Annotated in this window: 17 protein-coding genes and 1 riboswitch; of the genes, 6 read left to right on the top strand and 11 right to left on the bottom strand. The window is 70.2% G+C overall.

Annotated features, from left to right (window positions below):
* Positions 1-15 precede the first annotated feature (15 nt).
* Positions 16-127, bottom strand: a riboswitch (SAM riboswitch).
* A 193-nt stretch (positions 128-320) separates the two neighbouring features.
* The 3 genes from ACK4FB_RS03950 to thrB all read left to right on the top strand — a co-directional run bounded on the left by ACK4FB_RS03950 (position 321) and on the right by thrB (position 3,231).
* Positions 321-455 (top strand): hypothetical protein, encoded by a 135-nt coding sequence (locus ACK4FB_RS03950; RefSeq protein WP_409748054.1) that lies wholly within the window; start codon positions 321-323, stop codon positions 453-455.
* An 82-nt stretch (positions 456-537) separates the two neighbouring features.
* Complete coding sequence (locus tag ACK4FB_RS03945; RefSeq protein WP_409748052.1) at positions 538-2,265, top strand: homoserine dehydrogenase; 1,728 nt, start codon at positions 538-540, stop codon at positions 2,263-2,265.
* Positions 2,266-3,231, top strand: a complete 966-nt coding sequence (gene thrB / locus ACK4FB_RS03940; RefSeq protein ID WP_409748050.1) for a homoserine kinase — start codon at positions 2,266-2,268, stop codon at positions 3,229-3,231.
* On the opposite strand, the gene thrC is transcribed toward thrB, so the two are convergent.
* Positions 3,228-4,610 (bottom strand): threonine synthase, encoded by a 1,383-nt coding sequence (gene thrC / locus ACK4FB_RS03935; protein ID WP_409748048.1) that lies wholly within the window; start codon positions 4,608-4,610, stop codon positions 3,228-3,230. The genes thrB and thrC overlap by 4 nt on opposite strands.
* A gap of 195 nt (positions 4,611-4,805) precedes the next feature.
* On the opposite strand from thrC, the gene ACK4FB_RS03930 reads away from it, so the two are divergent.
* Positions 4,806-6,335, top strand: a complete 1,530-nt coding sequence (locus tag ACK4FB_RS03930; RefSeq protein WP_409748046.1) for a leucyl aminopeptidase family protein — start codon at positions 4,806-4,808, stop codon at positions 6,333-6,335.
* A 115-nt stretch (positions 6,336-6,450) separates the two neighbouring features.
* Here the strand turns inward: ACK4FB_RS03930 and hisIE are convergent, their stop codons facing one another.
* The 9 genes from hisIE to ppa are packed head-to-tail and all read right to left on the bottom strand — an operon-like array spanning position 6,451 to position 13,635.
* Positions 6,451-7,056, bottom strand: a complete 606-nt coding sequence (hisIE, locus tag ACK4FB_RS03925) for a bifunctional phosphoribosyl-AMP cyclohydrolase/phosphoribosyl-ATP diphosphatase HisIE (RefSeq protein WP_409748044.1) — start codon at positions 7,054-7,056, stop codon at positions 6,451-6,453.
* Complete coding sequence (gene hisF, locus ACK4FB_RS03920) at positions 7,053-7,820, bottom strand: imidazole glycerol phosphate synthase subunit HisF (protein WP_409748042.1); 768 nt, start codon at positions 7,818-7,820, stop codon at positions 7,053-7,055. Before hisF ends, hisIE begins: the two co-directional genes overlap by 4 nt.
* Positions 7,817-8,548, bottom strand: coding sequence for a 1-(5-phosphoribosyl)-5-[(5-phosphoribosylamino)methylideneamino]imidazole-4-carboxamide isomerase (gene hisA / locus ACK4FB_RS03915; RefSeq protein ID WP_409748040.1), 732 nt, complete (start codon positions 8,546-8,548; stop codon positions 7,817-7,819). Before hisA ends, hisF begins: the two co-directional genes overlap by 4 nt.
* Positions 8,545-9,144: an imidazole glycerol phosphate synthase subunit HisH gene (gene hisH, locus ACK4FB_RS03910; RefSeq protein ID WP_409748038.1), complete on the bottom strand. Its 600-nt coding sequence runs from the start codon at positions 9,142-9,144 to the stop codon at positions 8,545-8,547. The genes hisA and hisH overlap by 4 nt, the downstream gene beginning before the upstream one ends.
* Complete coding sequence (gene hisB, locus ACK4FB_RS03905; protein WP_409748036.1) at positions 9,141-10,565, bottom strand: imidazoleglycerol-phosphate dehydratase HisB; 1,425 nt, start codon at positions 10,563-10,565, stop codon at positions 9,141-9,143. The genes hisH and hisB overlap by 4 nt, the downstream gene beginning before the upstream one ends.
* Positions 10,562-11,857, bottom strand: coding sequence for a histidinol dehydrogenase (gene hisD / locus ACK4FB_RS03900; protein ID WP_409748034.1), 1,296 nt, complete (start codon positions 11,855-11,857; stop codon positions 10,562-10,564). Before hisD ends, hisB begins: the two co-directional genes overlap by 4 nt.
* Complete coding sequence (hisG, locus tag ACK4FB_RS03895; protein ID WP_409748032.1) at positions 11,857-12,738, bottom strand: ATP phosphoribosyltransferase; 882 nt, start codon at positions 12,736-12,738, stop codon at positions 11,857-11,859. Before hisG ends, hisD begins: the two co-directional genes overlap by 1 nt.
* Before the next feature lie 11 nt (positions 12,739-12,749).
* Complete coding sequence (locus ACK4FB_RS03890; RefSeq protein WP_409748031.1) at positions 12,750-13,061, bottom strand: YerC/YecD family TrpR-related protein; 312 nt, start codon at positions 13,059-13,061, stop codon at positions 12,750-12,752.
* 40 nt (positions 13,062-13,101) lie between these two features.
* The gene (gene ppa, locus ACK4FB_RS03885) at positions 13,102-13,635 is read right to left on the bottom strand and encodes an inorganic diphosphatase (protein WP_409748029.1); all 534 of its coding nucleotides are present in this window, start codon (positions 13,633-13,635) and stop codon (positions 13,102-13,104) included.
* Positions 13,636-13,908: 273 nt separating this feature from the next.
* Between ppa and ACK4FB_RS03880 the strand changes: the two genes are divergently transcribed.
* Entirely contained in the window at positions 13,909-14,613 is a 705-nt protein-coding gene (locus ACK4FB_RS03880; protein ID WP_409748027.1) for a DUF599 domain-containing protein, read from the top strand.
* Positions 14,614-14,829: 216 nt separating this feature from the next.
* Here the strand turns inward: ACK4FB_RS03880 and ACK4FB_RS03875 are convergent, their stop codons facing one another.
* A complete protein-coding gene (locus tag ACK4FB_RS03875) occupies positions 14,830-15,708 on the bottom strand; it encodes an N-formylglutamate amidohydrolase (protein WP_409748025.1) in 879 nt (292 codons plus the stop codon).
* A 106-nt stretch (positions 15,709-15,814) separates the two neighbouring features.
* On the opposite strand from ACK4FB_RS03875, the gene cpdR reads away from it, so the two are divergent.
* Positions 15,815-16,171 carry a cell cycle two-component system response regulator CpdR gene (cpdR, locus tag ACK4FB_RS03870; protein WP_409748023.1) on the top strand — a complete coding sequence of 119 codons (357 nt, stop codon included), beginning with the start codon at positions 15,815-15,817 and terminating at the stop codon, positions 16,169-16,171.
* The last annotated feature ends 38 nt before the right edge of the window (positions 16,172-16,209 follow it).

The raw sequence follows: 16,209 nt of genomic DNA, 5'->3' as shown, positions 1-16,209 counted from the left end.
GTAGAACAGGGCTTCCACTCATCTCTCGCGAACCCGAAGGCTCTCGCAGGAGTTGGCACCTTTCGGGCGGAAGCCCGAGGTTGCCCCGGCGTCAAAGGGCCTATCCCTCGACCGGTCTTGATGAGCCCGGAAATCCTGCGGAAAGCTCACGGCTTCGTCAAGCGAAATAATCATCCCCATTTGCAACCCACGTCGGGATGTCATGGAACGTTCATTGCGCATAGTGATGTCGAAGCACACGATTTCACCGAAGCGGGGTTGACGCCTGGCGGCTCATCGGTCAGGTTCGCCGCCAACCGAAGCTCGAAAGACCCGTCACGGTGTCCTACGCCACGCTCCTGTCGATCGCCTCCATGACCGTCTCCGGACGTCAGGGCGGACCCGTGTCCGGCGGCCTCGGTATGACCATTACGGCCACCACCACCACCATGCCCATTCGGGCGGGGAACGGTTAGCGCGCATCCGGCAAAGGTTCGCACAACCCACCACCCGCCCCGGTCGCCCGAGGCGGGTTTTCGCATTTCCGAGGTCCACACCATGTCCGTCGCCGTCCTTCTCAAACCCGAAGACAAGCTCAAACCCGCGCCCCGGCCCGCCCTCGCGGGAGGGCGCGAGGTGGTGGTGCTGAAGTTCGGCAGCTCGGTGCTGCACGGACCCGAAGACACACCCGCGGCGGCGTCGGAGATCTACGGCCATGTGCGTCAGGGCCGCCGCGTGGTGGCGGTGGTCTCGGCGTTCGGCGGCGAGACGGACCGCCTGCTGGGCCACGCCCGCGAACTGGGTCTGCCCCACGAGAACCTGCTCGCCCCGGCCTATGTGGTGCAGGGCGAGGAGCAGGCGGCGGCTCTGACGGCGCTTGCCTGCGACCGGGTGGGGCTGGACGCGGTCGCCCTGACGGTGCGCGAGCTTGGCCTCGTGGCCGAGGGCGAGCCGGAGCACGCCCATCCCCGCTCGCTGGACGACGCGCGCCTGCGCCAGGCGCTGGAGGACCATGAGGTGGTGGTGGTCCCCGGCTTTGGCGCGGTGACGGGCGAGGGCCGGGTGGTGTTGCTGGGACGGGGCGGCACGGACCTGACCGCCGCCTTCCTGGCCGCCGAACTGGGCCTGAAGACGGTGCGGCTGGTCAAGGATGTGGACGGCCTCTACGACCGCGACCCCAACAACGCCGACGGCGCCCTGCGGTATGACCGGGCCAGCTGGGATACGGCGCGTCGGCTGGGCGGCTCGCTGGTCCAGCGCGACGCCATCGACCTGGGCCAGGCGCGGGGCGTGGAGATCGAGGTGGCCGCCCTGGGCCGCGCCGCCGCCACGGTGGTGGGCGACGCCGAGGATGCGCCCCATCCCGCCAAACCCTATCAACCCGTGCGCGTTGCCGTGGCCGGGGCCGGCGTGGTGGGCGGCGGCCTGCTCAAGCGGCTGCTGAACGACCCCCGCTTCGAGGTGGTCAGCGTGCTGGTGCGCGATCCGAAGAAGCCGCGCGATTTCGCCTGTCCGGCCGAACTGTTCACCGCCGCGCAGGACGACCTTCTGGCCAGCAAACCCCATGTGGTGCTGGAGGCCATGTCCGAGGGGCAGCCCGGGCACGACCTGATCCGCGCGGCTCTGGACAAGGGGCTGGACGTGGTCAGCGCCAACAAGCAGGCCATCAGCATCGACCCGTCGGGCCTCAACGACCTGGCCTGGGGCACCGGCGCGCGGTTGGCCTATTCGGCCGCGGTGGGCGGCGGATCGCCCATGATCGAGACCCTGCGTCTGGCCCGCGCGGCCGGGCCCGTGGCCGGCTTCGAGGCGGTGCTGAACGGCACGGTCAATTTCATGCTGGAGCGGCTGGCCGAGGGCGACGCCTTTGACGACGCCCTGTCGGCGGCCCGCGCGGCGGGCTTTGCGGAAGAGGATCCGTCCGCCGATCTGGAAGGTCTGGATTCCGCCGCCAAGGTGCGGCTGCTGGCCTATGAGGCCTTCGGCGAGGCGCCCGATGATCTGCCGCTGGAGGCCCTGTCCCCCGACGCGCCGCTGGGCCGTCGCGGCGTGCGCCAGATCGGCGCCTGTCAGGCGCGGGGCGGCAAGCTCGAGGCGCGGGTGGCGCTGGAGTCCGACCTGGACCCGGTGTTCCACGACCTGAAGGGCGAGCGCAACGCGCTGAAGGTCTACGGCCAGGACGGCCGGGTCTGGACCTGCAAGGGACGCGGCGCCGGACGCTGGGCCACCGCCGAAAGCGTGCTGGCGGACCTTTCCGACATCGTGCGAATTCGCCAAGGTCTCTAGATGGCCGTCTTCACCCCCGTCACGCCGGATCAGGCCCGCGCCTTCATCGCGGATTACGGGCTCGGCGCGATGAGCGAGATCGCGCCCATCGCCGAAGGGGTGGAGAACACCAACTACCGCATCGAGACGGCGGGCGGACGCCATGTGCTGACCCTGTTCGAGCGGCGCACAGACGAGGCGGGCCTGCCGTTCTGCCTGGGCCTGACCGACCATCTGGCGGACGCGGGCTTCGCGGCGCCGAGGCCGGTGCGCGGTGTTTCCGGCGACTGGATCGGCCGGCTGAACGGACGCGCGGCGGCGGTGATCCAGTGGCTTCAGGGCGCCGGGCTGCAGACGCCCACGGCGGTTCAGGCCACGGCGGGCGGGCGGCTGCTGGCGGACCTGCACCTGAAGGCGGCGGACTTCGCCGGGCGGCGCGCCAATCCGGTGGGCTCGGCCCAGTGGCGGTTGCTGGCGGAGAAATGCGACCACCGCGCGGCGGGCGACAGCCGCCGGATGCTGGAGGCCCTGGTCGCCGAACTGGACCGGCTGGAGCCGCTGCTGCCGGACGGGCTGCCGTCAGGGGCCATCCATGCGGACTATTTTCCCGACAATGTGCTGTACGAGGGCGACCGGCCCAGCGGCGTGATCGACTTCTATTTCGCCCATGTGGGCGCTTGGGTCTGGGACCTGGCCATCGCCCTGAACGCCTGGGGCTTTGACGCCGAAGGGCGCCCGGATGAGGCGGTGCTGTCTGCGTTCCTGCGCGGCTATGAGCAGGGGCGGCGGCTGGAGCGGGCGGAGGTCGAGGCCCTGCCGGTGCTCGGCGCGGCCTCGGCGGTGCGCTTCACCCTGACGCGGCTGCACGACCAGCTGTTCCACGATCCATCGTGGCTGGTGATGCCCAAGGATCCCGCGCCGTTCTTCGCGCGCATCGCCTTCCACCGCGCGGCCAGCCCGGCGGACTATGGGCTGGCGACGGCCTAAAGCGCCTTCACCGCCCCCAGCGCCTGATCCAGATCGGCGTCGATGACGGTCAGGCGCTCCTTGCCGCCGGTGATGGCGGCGAGGGCGGGCGGGATCGGGGGATCGAAGCCCAGCACCGGCCCGACGCTTTCCGGGAACTTGGCCGGGTGCGCAGTGGACAGGGCGACCACGGGCCCGCCGTCCCGCGCCATGTCCCGGGCGGCGGCCAGGGCCACTGCGGTGTGGGGACAGATGACCCGGCCATACGCTTTCCATGCATGGGCGATCTCGGCGCGGGTGCGGTTCTCGTCGATGGACACCGCCGACACCTCGGCGCGCAGGGCGGCCAGCAGGTCGGGGGCCAGATCCACGGCGCCGTCGCGGGCGAAGGCGTCGAAGACGGCGCGCGTGGCGTCGGCGTCGCGGCCCGTGGCCTCGAACAGCAGCCGCTCGAAATTGGAGGGGGCCTGCACGTCCATGCTGACGCTGGCGGTGGGATTGGCGGCGGTGCGCTCATAGCGGCCGTGGTTGAGGGCGCGGGCCAGGGCGTCGTTGCGGTTGACCGCGGCGGTCAGGGTCAGGGGAACCCCCATGGCGCGTGCGACCCAGCCGGCGAAGGCGTCGCCGAAATTGCCCGTGGGCACCACGAAGCGCGGCGTCACATGCGGGGCGTCCAGGGCCGAGGCGGCGGCGACGTAATAGGGGACCTGCCCGGCCAGCCGGCCCCAGTTGATGGAGTTGACCGAGCTGACCCGGCGGCCCTCGCGCAGGGTCTCGTCGGCGAGGATCGCCTTCACCAACCGCTGGCAGTCGTCGAAGTCGCCGCGCACCGCCAGGTTCAGCACATTGGGCGCGTCCACCGTGGTCATCTGGCGGCGCTGGACGGGCGACACCCGGTCCAGCGGGTGCAGCACGGCCAGATCCACCGACTTCGCCCCGGCGAAGGCGCGCACGGCGGCGGCGCCGGTGTCGCCGCTGGTGGCCGTCAGCAGAAGCAATCTCTGGCCCGTGTCTTCCAGAGCGGCGTCGGTCAGGACCGCCATCATCTGCATGGCCAGATCCTTGAAGGCGGCGGTGGGGCCGTGGAACAGCTCCAGCACCCACAGGTTCGGCTCCAGCTGGACCAGCGGCGTGATCGCCGCGTGATGGAAGGTCTCTGTCAGGCGGTCGGCGGCGGCGCGCACGGCGGCGGGGGGCAGGGAGTCGCCCGCGAACTTGCCGAGGATGTCAGCGGCCAGATCGGCATAGGGCCGGGCGGCGGCGCCGCGGATGTCGCCCGCGCTCAGGGTCGGCCAGTGAGCGGGCATGTAGAGCCCGCCGTCGGGCGCCATGCCCCGCAGCAGCGCATCGCGGAAGGTGGTCGGGGCGGCGCCGCCCCGGGTGCTGACATAGTTCATCATCGACCTCACCCGTCGCCTTGAGAGGGAGCGACGACGGAGCGCAAAGCCTAGAAAATTCATGCGCTGAAGGCCACCGCCAAACCCTTGTGACGGTGAAAAATTGCCACGTCTTCGAAAGCGCCCGCGGCGTGCTTGCGACCGCAGACCGCCCCGCCCATAGTGGGCCGCTGTTACAGTATAGCTCCGGGAGTTCTCATGCGCCGTCTCGCCGTCTTCACCGCCCTGGCCAGCCTCGTGGTGGCCGTGCCCGCCGCCCAGGCCGAACGGCCCATCGCCTTCGCCGCCCAGCCGGCCGATCAGGGCGGGCTGGTGCTGCTGCTGGGCGCCGAGGGCGATCTGGCGCAGCGCGGTGCGGCGCTGGGTGACGCGGAGCGTGCGGCCGTGACCCGGGCGCTGACGTCGGCGTCCTTCGGCTATGGCGTCCGCGACAGCCTGACCCTGCGGGGCATCGGCGACTGGAGCCAGATCGTGGTGGTGGGCGCTCCGAGCGACATCAGCGAGGCGGACCAATTCACCCTGGGCGCCACCCTGGCCCGCGCCCTGTCGGGCGAGACCGGCCCGGTGTCGATCATGGCCGAGGGTCTTGATCCGGCCGTGACCGCGCGTGTGGCCACGGGCGCGGGCGTGTCCGCCTATCGTTTCGCCGGCTATGGCCGCCGCAGCGCGGAACGCACCGAGCCCTCGGCCCTGACCTTCATCGCCCCGGCGGCCCAAACAGTCTTTGAGGCCCAGGGCATGGGCGTGATCAACGGCATGGCGCTGGCGCGGGACCTGTCCAACGAGCCCCCGAACATCATCTATCCCGAGACCTTTGTTGAGCGGACCCGCGCCGCCTTCGCCGGGGTTCGCGGTGTCCAGATCGAGGTGCTGGACGAGCGCCAGATGGAACAACTGGGCATGGGCGCCATCATTTCGGTCGGGCAGGGATCTGAGCGGCCGCCGCGCATGATGATCGTCCGCTATCGCGGCGCCGGCTCGGCGGACCAGCCCATCGTGCTGGCAGGCAAGGGCATCACCTTCGATTCCGGTGGTCTGAACCTGAAGACCGGCGGCGGCATGGGCGCCATGAAGATGGACATGTCCGGCGCCGCCAGCGTCATGGGCGCGACTCTGGCCCTGGCCCAGCAAGGGGCGCCGGTGCACGTGGTGGCCATCGCCGCCCTGGCGGAAAACATGCCCGGACCCAACGCCACCCGGCCCAGCGACGTGGTCACCGCCATGAACGGCTTGGCCATCGAGGTCACCAATACGGACGCAGAAGGCCGCATGGTGCTCGCGGACGCCCTGTCCTACGCCGAAGCGCGCCTGAATCCCGCCGCCATCGTGGATGTGGCGACCCTGACCGGGGCCGTCGGCGGGGCGCTCGGCCGGGATTACGCGGGCCTTTTCAGCCGCCACGACGCCCTGGCCGACCAACTGACGGCGGCGGGTCAGGCGTCGGGCGAGCCCCTCTGGCGCCTGCCGCTTCACCCCAGCTACGCCGAGGCGATGTCGTCCAACGTCGCAGACCTGCGCAACAGCGGAACCGGCGGCCCAGGCGCCGGCACGGGGGCCTATTTCATCAGCCGCTTTGTGAACCCTGAAACACCGTGGGCGCATCTGGACATCGCGGGCGTGGCCTGGGACGGCTCAGGCGCATCGGTGGGCTATTCGGTGCGCCTGCTGGAAGCGTTCGTGCGCAACTGGACGCCCGTTCCGCGCGGCGCAGGCGAGGGCGGGCGCTAGACCGAAATCGGCCCAGTTGGACGCGGTCCGACCGGGCTTGGATTTCGGTCCAGTTTAAAGCGAGAGCCTGATTCACGGCATCGGCGGAATCGCGAAGCGATTCCACCTCAACTGATCAGGCTCTGGCCCGGCTCTCCAGCACGTCCAGAACGTCCTGAAGCGACAGGCCGCGGGCCTTGAGCAACACCAGCAGGTGATAGATCAGGTCGGCGGCTTCGCTGGCCAGTTCGGCCTCGTCGCCGGCGGCCCCGGCCAGCGCGGTCTCGACGCCCTCCTCGCCCACCTTCTGGGCGATGCGCTTGGGGCCGGACGCCAGCAGCTTGGCGGTCCAGCTTTCGGACGGATCGGCGGTCGCACGGGCGGCGATGGTCTGCTCCAGCCGGGCCAGACGGCCAAGGCCCGGGGCGTCCTCGTCGCCGAAGCAGCTGACCCGGTTCAGGTGGCAGGCGTTGCCCACCGGCTCGACCCGCACCAGCACCGCGTCGCTGTCGCAGTCGGGGGTGACCGAGATCACCTTGAGCCGGTCGCCGGAGGTCTCGCCCTTCCTCCACCGTCCGCCGCGCGAGCGGGAAAAGAAGGTGGCCTCGCCGCTGTCCAGAGTCTCGTCCAGCGCCGCCCGGTCCATAAAGGCCAGCATCAGCACCTGCAGGGTGGCGGCGTCCTGCACCACCGCCGCGATCAGCCCGCCGCCCTTTTCGAAATCGATCTCGTCGGGGTTCATAGCCGCACCTCTATGCCGTCGCTGTCCAGGGTCCGCTTCAGGTCGGGAATGCGGATGGCGCCGGAGTGGAAGACGCTGGCGGCCAGGGCCCCCGAGACGTCCGCCTCGGCGAAAACCTGCCGAAAATGATCGGGCGAGCCGGCGCCGCCGGAGGCCACCAGAGGGATGGTCAGCCGCTCGCGCGCGGCCTTCAACTGGACCACGTCATAGCCGTTGCGCACCCCGTCCTGATCGATGCAGTTCAGTACGATCTCTCCGGCGCCGAGGCCCTGCGCCTCGGTGATCCAGTCCAGGGTCAGGCGGTCGGCGCCGCGCCGGGCGTCCGGGTCGCCGGTGTATTTGTGCACGCGCCAATCGCCGTCCTGAAACTGGCTGTCCACGCCCACCACCACGCACTGGCCGCCCAGACGTTCGGCCATTTCGGCGATCAGTTCCGGGCGCTCCAGGGCGGGGGAGTTGATGGAGACCTTGTCCGCACCGTTGTCGAGGCAGCGGGCAGCCTGATCCACCGAGCGGATGCCGCCGGCCACGCAGAAGGGAATGTCCAGCAGCCGGGCGATGTCGCGCACCCAGCCGTAGTCCAGGGTGCGGCCCTGCGGCGAGGCGGTGATGTCGTAGAACACCAGCTCGTCGGCGCCCTCGTCGCGGTAGCGGGCGGCCAGTTCGGCGGCGTCGCCCATGTCGGTGTGGCCGACGAAGCGCACGCCCTTGACCACCCGGCCGTCCTTCACGTCCAGACAGGGGATGATGCGTCGCGCGGTCATCGCACCGCCTCCAGCGCGTCGGACAGGGTGAAGCGGCCTTCGTACAGGGCCCGGCCGATGATGGCGCCGTCGCAGCCGATGGCCTTGAGGGCCGCCAGATCCTCCAGCGAGGAGACCCCGCCGGAGGCCTGCAGCTGAAGCTCGGGGCGGCGCTGCTTGACCTCGGCCAGAAGCTCCAGATTGGGCCCCGTCAGGGCGCCGTCGCGGCCCACGTCGGTGACGAGGATGTGGTTCAGCGCCCCGGGCGCATAGGCGGACAGGGCGGCCCACAGGTCCACGCCCGCGCGCTGGGTCCAGCCCTTGAGGGCCGGGACGGGCAGGCCGTCCTCCAGCTTCACGTCGAGGGCCAGGGTGATGCGCTCGGGGCCGAAGTCGGCCAGCCAGGCGGCGACCGTTTCGGGCGCGGTGACGGCGAGGCTGCCGATCACCACCCGGGCGACCCCGGCCTCCAGCAGCAGGCGCACGTCGTCGATGGATCGCACGCCGCCGCCGCTCTGGACCTTCACATCGACCGAACCGGCCATTTCGCCGATCAAGGCGTGCTGGCGCGCGGCGCCGGCCTCGGCGCCGTCCAGATCGACCACGTGCACCCAGGCCGCGCCCTCGCCCACGAACGACACCAGCCGCGCGGCGGGGACGTCTTCATAGCGGGTCACCGCGTCGAAACGGCCGTGCATCAGCCGGACGCAGACGCCGTCCTTGAGATCGATGGCGGGGTACAGGATCACGCGGGCAGCTCCAGGAAATTCTTCAGGATGCGGGCGCCGGGGGCGGCGGAGCGTTCCGGGTGGAACTGGCAGCCCCAGCGGTTGCCCGCCCGCACCACCGCCGGGACCGGCCCGCCGTAGTCGGCGCGGGCCAGGGTCGCTTCGCCGTCGGGACACAGGAAGGAATGGACGAAATAGGCGTGGTCGCCGGGCGCGACGCCCTCAAGCATGGGATCGTCCCGGTCGATGCTCAGCGCGCTCCAGCCCATGTGCGGCACGGGCAGGGACGGGCCGGGATCGAGCCGGGCGACCACGCCGGGGATGAAGCCCAGCAGGTCGGCCCCCGCGCCCTCGTCGCTGCGTTCGAACAGCAGCTGCTGGCCCAGACACACGCCCATCAAAGGGCGCTCGAAGGCGCGGATCACCGGGGTCAGGCCCAGGGCGTCCAGCCGGCCCATGGCGTAGGCGGCGGCGCCCACGCCGGGCAGGATCACCCGCTCGGCCCCGGCGATCTCGGCCGGGTCCGAGGTGACGCGCGCGTCGGCGCCCAGCCGTTCCAGCGCGAACTGGACCGAGGCCGTGTTGCCCGCGCCATAGGCGATGATGGCGACGGTCACAGCACCCCCTTGGTGGAGGGCACCGCATCGCCCTCCACGCGGATGGCCTGCCGCAGGGCGCGGCCCAGAGCCTTGAAGCAGGCCTCGGTCATGTGGTGGTCGTCCTCGCCCGTCACCGAGACGTGGATCGCCGCCCCCAGATGCTCGGCCAGCGAGCGGAAGACGTGCTCGGTCAGGTCGGTGCGGTACTCGCCGATGAAGGGAGTGGCGAACGCGCCCTCGAACACGCTGTAGGGACGGCCCGACAGATCGATGGAGACCTTGGCCTCCGCCTCGTCCATGGGCAGGACGAAGCCATAGCGGCCGATGCCGCGCCGTTCGCCGAGCGCCTGTTTCAGGGCCTGACCAAGGGCGATGGCGGAGTCCTCGATGGTGTGGTGCGGGTCGATGTGCAGATCGCCCGCGCACGACAGGCGGATCGAGAAGCCGCCGTGGGCCGCCACCTGCTCGATCATGTGGTCGAAGAAGCCGACGCCGGTCTCGATGGCCACGGGCGCGGCGGCGTCCAGATCGACGGCGCAGACGATGCGCGTCTCTTTCGTATCGCGCACCGCCTCGCCCCGCCGGACGGGGCGGGCGCGGGGCGGGTTGAGGCCGAAGGCGGCCAGCAGCCGGTCATTGACCTCCGGCTTGATGGAGACCGGCAGGCGCAGCCGCTCGCCCGCCGGGGCCGAGGCGATCCCGTAGGCGTCCAGCGCGGCGCGGACGGCGGGGATGTCGTCGGGACGGACGATGATCACGGGACCGAAGCCGGGCTCGATGACGGTGACCCGCTCCAGCTCACGGACCATGCGGGCGCGCTCGACCTTTACCGCGTCGATGCGCTGGGCGGTCTCGATCATGCGCGAGGGGTCCAGCGCCTGCATGGCCAGCCGCACCAGCGGCGCGGGCAGGGCGTAGGGCTCCAGCATCGCCGCCAGCCGGGCCAGGGTCTCCGGCGCCGCGATGGTCGCGCCGACGCGGGCGCCGGCCAGCCCGTAGGCCAGCGACAGGCTGCGCAGCACGACCAGATTGGGGTGCTCGGCCGTCAGGGCGGCGGCGGACTCGAACGGCGCGAACTCGATCAGGCCCTCGTCGACGACCAGCAGGGCGGGCGCGGTGCGCGCGGCCATTTCAGCCCCCGCCTCCGCAGAACCGAGCGCGCGCACGACCATGGCGGCGGTGTCGCCGTCGCGGCCATAGATGGCGGCCAGCTGCGCATAGGGCTCGGCGTCCGGCGCCTGCACAGAGGCGCCGTCTTTCGCAGCGATGCGCCAGACCAGCTCCAACCCGTGGGTGACGCCGCGCACCGGCAGGACACGCTCGGCGGGCACGCCATAGATCCGGGCCAGCCGCGCGGCGAGGGCGTCGGCGTCGACCGGATAGCGGTCCAGTCCGTCACCGCCTGTGACCAGCGGCGGGAAGGGGGCGGGAAGGCTCATAGGGCGCTCCTCAGATCGGCGGCGCGGGCGTGGGCCTCCAGACCCTCCAGCCGGGCCAGACGGGCGGCGACTGGGCCGAGTACGCGGGCGCCGTCCCGGCTGACCTGCTGCACCGACATGGCGGTCATGAAGGCGCCGGTGGAGACGCCCGAGAACGCCCGTGCGGCGCCATCGGTGGGCAGCACGTGGCTGGGCCCGGCGGCGTAGTCGCCCAGGGTCTCGGCGGCGTATGTGCCCACGAACACGGCCCCGGCGGCGGTGATGCGATCGACCAGTGCGTCCGCGTCGGTGGTCTGGATGGACAGGTGCTCGGGCCCGTACAGGTTGGCGACCTCGGCGGCCTCGGCCGTGTCGCGCACCCGGATGACCCGGCCCTCGTTCAGGGAGGCTCGGGCGATGGCGGCGCGGGGCAGGTCGGCCAGCTGCTTGTCGATTTCCTCGAGGATGTAGTCGATGCGCTTGTCGTCATCGCTGACCAGGATCACCTGGGCGTCCGCGTCGTGTTCGGCCTGGCTGAGCAGGTCGGCGGCGGCGATGGTCGGATTGGTCTGCCGGTCGGCGATGACCATCAGCTCGGACGGACCGGCGGGCATGTCCAGACCCGGGCCGCCGGGGAGGGCCGCAGCCTGCTTCTTGGCCTCGGCCACATAGGCGTTGCCGGGGCCGAACAGCTTGTCGGCCCTGGGCAGTCCCCCCACGCCGAAGGTCAGGGCGGCGATGGCCTGGGCCCCGCCGACGATCCACAGCGCATCCAGTCCAGCCAGATCGGCGGCCAGGATCATCATGGGGTGCGGCTGCCCGGTCGGGCCCGGCGGCGTCACGGCGGCGCGCACCGGCACGCCCGCCACCGCAGCAGGAATGGCCAGCATCAGCAGGGTCGAGAACAGGGGCGCGGTGCCGGCGGGCACATACAGCCCCGCCGCCTCGATGGGCCGCCAGACGCGGCGCGACCGGACGCCCGGCGTGGTCTCGATCCAGTCGCTGTCGGCGGGTTTCGTCGCCTCGTGGAAGCGGCGCACGTTGTCGGCGGCGGTCTTGAGCGCGGCCTCGTCCTCGGGCGTCACGGCGGCGCGGGCCTCTGCGACGGCTTCGGGCGTGATGGCCACACGCCGGGGCGGGGCGCCATCCAGCTTGACGCACCAGTCGTTCAGGGCCGCCTCGCCGCGATCCTGAATGTCGTCGAAGATGCGGCGCACGGCGTCGCTGACGGCGGCGTCCGTCCGTCGCGCGGGACGCGCCAGGGCGGCGCGCCGCCCGGCCTCGTCCAGGGATGACCAGTCGAGGGTGCGCATCACATCATCTTCTCGATGGGCAGGACCAGAATGGCCGAGGCGCCGGCGGCCTTCAGCTTCTCCAGCGTCTCCCAGAACACGGACTCCTGACATACGGCGTGGACGGCCACGGCGTCGTCGCGGCCCGCCAGCGGAGTGACGGTGGGGGCGCCCGCGCCAGGCAGGATGGCGGTGATCTCGGCCAGGGCCGAGCGCGGGGCGTTCAGCATGACGTATTTGGCGCCCTGGGACGCCACCACGCCGGAGATCCGCTCGACGATGCTTTCCAGCAGGCCCGCCAGCTCCGGTTCGGGCGCCCGGGGCGAGCGGATCAGCACGGCTTCGGACTTCAGCACGCTTTCACGGGCCAGCAAGCCGTTGGCCTCCAGCGTCGCGCCGGTGGACACCAGATCGCAGATGGCGTGGGCCAGTTTGAGCCGCGGCGCTACCTCGACGGCTCCGCGCATGGTGATGATGTCGGCCGTGACACCTTGTTCGGCCAGAAACCGGCGCAGGATGTTGGGATAGGAAGTCGCCACGCGCTTGCCCTGCAGCGAGGCGGGCCCGGCGTACTCCAGTGTCGGCGGCACGGCCAGTTTCAGCTCGCAGCGGCCGAAGCCCAGGGGCATGATGATCTCGGCGTTCGGCCCCCCGTTTTTCTGCTCCTCCAGCACGTTCAGCCCCACCACGCCCAGGTCGCAGACCCCGTCCGCCACGAAGGTGGGGATGTCGTCGTCGCGCACGCGCAGCAGATCGATGGGGTGGTTCTCCACCCGGTACAGCAGATCGTTTGCGCCCTTCATGACGCGCAGGCCCGCGTCGCGGATCAGCTCGAGAGAACGGTCGGCCAGACGGCCGGATTTCTGGACCGCGATGCGCAGTCGCCCGGATGCAGTACTCATGTGATTTTACCTTAGTGTCGGGGGCGCTTGATGCGGTCGAGCACCAGCCGGTAGCCCTGGTGGGGCATTTCCCTGAGGAAGCGGGCCACCCGCACCACGGTGGTGGGGCTGGCGTGGGCCTGTTCGGCGATCTCGCGATAGGACTTGCCGCCCGCGTCCAGCAGGCGCGCAACCTCCCACCGTTCGGCGAAGGCGCGGATTTCGGAGGGCGTGCAGAGATCCGCGAGGAAGGCTTCCACTTCCTCGCGCGTGCGGAGGCTCAGGATCGCGTCGAAAAGCGCGGTCCGGGCGTCCTTGTCCCTGGGCACGTCCTGATAGGCCATGCCCGTTTCACTACGGTGTTACAGTGGAACGCGCAAGAGCCTATTTCTTGGCGTTGTGCGCTTCCATGCCCTGACGGATCAGTTCGGCGGCCTCGGACGCATCAGCCCAGCGGTGAACCTTGACCGTCTTGCCCTTCTCCAGATCCTTGTAGCGGGTGAAGAAGTGCTCGATCTGCTCGATCAGGATGGAGGGCAGCTGGCGATAGCTGGCCACGTCCGAGTAGAACGGGTTCAGCTTGTCCACCGGAACGGCCAGGATTTTTTCATCCCCGCCCGCCTCGTCCGTCATCATCAGGGCGCCGATTGGCCGGGCGCGGATGACGCAGCCGGGAACCACCGGGGTCGGGTTGATCACCAGCACATCGCAGGGATCGCCATCGTCCGACAGGGTGTGCGGCACGAAGCCGTAGTTGCCGGGATAATACATGGCGGTGTGCAGGAAGCGGTCGACGAACAGGGCGCCGGAGGCCTTGTCCATCTCATACTTCACAGGCAGACCGCCCTGCGGGATCTCGATGACGACGTTGATGTCCCAAGGCGGGTTGGGTCCGACGGGAACGGCGTCCAGCTTCATGACGGTCTCTTTCGTGGGCTTCAGGCGAAACTCGGGGAGGGCGGCGTGATAAGCTCCGCCCGTCCGCGCCGCAAGCGCCTAGAGCCTGATCGGTTGAAGTGGAATCGCTTCGCGATTCCGCTGAAGCCGTGATTCAGGCTCCAGATTAATGCGAGAGCATGATTCACGTTTCCGCCGGAACCGCGTGCGGTTCCGGCGGAAACGACCATGCTCTTGCACAATATGAGCGTTGCATCGCAGCATGGGATGCGTTCGCGAAAAGAGGATCCGGCCATGACACACTGGGACTGGGGGGCGCTGGCGCTCTTCTTCGTCTGCTGGCTGGGCTACGGCCCGCTGCTTCACCTGCTGGCCGGCAAGGGCAGCGTGCTCAACGACGACATGCTCACCGTGCGCCAGGGGTGGATGAACCAGATGGCGGTGCGTGAGCTGCGTCTCGTGGACAGCCAGCTGATGGGCCATTCCATCAACTCCGCCTCCTTCTTCGCCTCGGCCAATCTGCTGCTGATCGCGGCGGTGGCGGGGGTGCTGTTCGGGGGGGAGGCGGCGCTGAGGGGCGTGGCCGCCGTGGGCGCCGACATCGGCGGGGCGGAGACCGCCTCCCTGGAGTTGCTGGAAGGCAAGCTGGGGTTGATCACCCTGTGTCTGGCGCGGGGACTGCTGGATTTCATCTGGTCGATCCGCCAGATGAACTACACCCTGGCCTTGATCGGCGCGACCCCGGAGGGTGAGACCACCCTGGACCGTGGCGCCTACGCCAGGGCTGCCGGGGCCTTGCTGAACCCCGCCATGGTCGCCTTCAACAGCGGCGTGCGGGCCTACTACTTCGCCCTGGCGGCGACGGCCTGGCTGTTCGGTCCATTATGGCTGGCGCTGGGGGTGGCGGCGGCCTTCAGCCTGCTGCTCTGGCGCCAGAAGGGCTCGCCCGCCGCCCGCGCGATCCGAAAGGCCCGGGCCATGTTGACGGAGGGTCAATAATCTCGCATCCGCGAAATAGCGACGCTTGGCCGTCCCGTCGTGGAAACGGTTTTCTGTTACGGCATGTGATCGCAAGTGCGAAATAGCCGCTTGACGGATTGTGCATCGCAACGTAGCTTCATTTTGACGCTTTCGAGCGTCTTGCCCTTCCTGGGCGTTTCCTCCCTATAGACTTTCAAACCGCGCCTCCGGGCGCGGTTTTTTTTGCCCGGCTTTCTACTCCGCAGCCTGTGCGTGGGGCCGCAGTCCGGACCAGTCATAGGCCGCCATGGCGACTGTGACCCGCCCTATGACCTTTTGCGTCATGGCGAAGTGGGGGCCCGGTTCCAGCGTCTCCTCATCCAGGTACAGCGCCCGGTTCAGTTCCACCTGCACAGCGTGAAATCCTTCCGCCGGTCGCCCCCAGAGTTGTGTGGACCAACCGCCCGCATAGGGCCGGTTGAGCGCCACCCGCCAACCCGGCCGCTCGAACAATCCCCGCAGCAGACGCGTCACCTCCGCAGAGCAGGCGGAGCCATGTCGGTCCCCCAGCACCACATCAGGCCCGCGCACTCCCGCCGGTCGGCCCACGGCGCGGGAAGGCATGGAGTGCCAGTCCACCAGAACAGCGAACCCGAACCGATCCCGGGCCCTGTGCATCAGGCGCTCCAGCGCTTCGTGATAGGGCCGGTGCGCCCACGCCAGGCGGGCCAGAGCCTCCTCATGGGTCAGGGCGTGGTCCCGGATCGTCTGACCGTCGCCTGTCAGGCGCGGAATGACTCCGAACCCTGCGACCACCCGTGGGGAGGCCACCCCGCCGCTCTCGACCACCTGGGGGTCCAGCTCCCCGGGGTCTCGGTTCAGATCCACATAGGCCCGGCCCAGCCGCGCGGCGATCAGGGGAACGCCCTGTTCCGGGTTCGGGGCGACCAGCCGGTTCACCAGCGCGTCTTCCGCGCTGCGCAGCGACAGGGCCGCAAGACCGGAGCGCGCGCCCAGGTCGTCCGGATACACATCGCCCGAGTGGGGCGAGGCGAACACCAGCGGCGACGCGGGCGCCTGCGCCGCGTCCAAGGCGTCAGCAGGATCGAGTGTGAACACGGGGGGCGGCGCCATGGCCAAGCCATACCGCATTTCACACGCCTGTGGATGACTCCCCGGCCTTCATGGGCGGTTTACCGTCCCGGTTCTAGGTTCGGTCAGGAACAACGGGGCGGCATCCATGGCGCGAATCCTTCTTGCGGAAGACGACGGCTCCCTGCGCGGGTTCCTGACCCGCGCCCTTGAACGGGCGGGGCATCAGGTCACGGCGTGCGAGAACGGCGACGACGCCGTGGACGCGCTTGAAGACGGTCCCTGGGACCTGCTGCTCACCGACATTGTCATGCCCGGCGCCGACGGCATCGAGGTGGCCCGTATCGCCGCCGCCCGCCAGCCGGGCCTGCGGATCATGTTCATCACCGGTTTCGCCGCCGTAGCCCTGACAGCGGCCCAGTCCGCCCCCCAGGCCAAGGTCTTGTCCAAGCCCGTCCACCTGCGCGATCTGGTCGCCGAAGTGGAGCGCATGGTCGCAGCGTGAAGACCAGGGCCGCGCCCGGCGCCGCCTTTCTCCCCTTC

It is taken from the genome of Brevundimonas sp. (genome assembly GCF_046299535.1).
In the GTDB taxonomy this organism is placed as follows: Bacteria; Pseudomonadota; Alphaproteobacteria; order Caulobacterales; family Caulobacteraceae; genus Brevundimonas.
This window is presented reverse-complemented; position numbering and strand designations above follow the sequence as displayed.

Bases quoted from the DNA above. Each gene is read 5' to 3' on its own strand.
- ACK4FB_RS03945 (WP_409748052.1), top strand. From the start codon at position 538: ATGTCCGTCGCCGTCCTTCTCAAACCCGAAGACAAGCTCAAACCCGCG.
- thrB (WP_409748050.1), top strand. From the start codon at position 2,266: ATGGCCGTCTTCACCCCCGTCACGCCGGATCAGGCCCGCGCCTTCATC.
- thrC (WP_409748048.1), bottom strand. From the start codon at position 4,610: ATGATGAACTATGTCAGCACCCGGGGCGGCGCCGCCCCGACCACCTTC.
- ACK4FB_RS03930 (WP_409748046.1), top strand. From the start codon at position 4,806: ATGCGCCGTCTCGCCGTCTTCACCGCCCTGGCCAGCCTCGTGGTGGCC.
- hisIE (WP_409748044.1), bottom strand. From the start codon at position 7,056: ATGAACCCCGACGAGATCGATTTCGAAAAGGGCGGCGGGCTGATCGCG.
- hisF (WP_409748042.1), bottom strand. From the start codon at position 7,820: ATGACCGCGCGACGCATCATCCCCTGTCTGGACGTGAAGGACGGCCGG.
- hisB (WP_409748036.1), bottom strand. From the start codon at position 10,565: ATGAGCCTTCCCGCCCCCTTCCCGCCGCTGGTCACAGGCGGTGACGGA.
- hisD (WP_409748034.1), bottom strand. From the start codon at position 11,857: ATGCGCACCCTCGACTGGTCATCCCTGGACGAGGCCGGGCGGCGCGCC.
- hisG (WP_409748032.1), bottom strand. From the start codon at position 12,738: ATGAGTACTGCATCCGGGCGACTGCGCATCGCGGTCCAGAAATCCGGC.
- ACK4FB_RS03890 (WP_409748031.1), bottom strand. From the start codon at position 13,061: ATGGCCTATCAGGACGTGCCCAGGGACAAGGACGCCCGGACCGCGCTT.
- ppa (WP_409748029.1), bottom strand. From the start codon at position 13,635: ATGAAGCTGGACGCCGTTCCCGTCGGACCCAACCCGCCTTGGGACATC.
- ACK4FB_RS03880 (WP_409748027.1), top strand. From the start codon at position 13,909: ATGACACACTGGGACTGGGGGGCGCTGGCGCTCTTCTTCGTCTGCTGG.
- ACK4FB_RS03875 (WP_409748025.1), bottom strand. From the start codon at position 15,708: ATGGCGCCGCCCCCCGTGTTCACACTCGATCCTGCTGACGCCTTGGAC.
- cpdR (WP_409748023.1), top strand. From the start codon at position 15,815: ATGGCGCGAATCCTTCTTGCGGAAGACGACGGCTCCCTGCGCGGGTTC.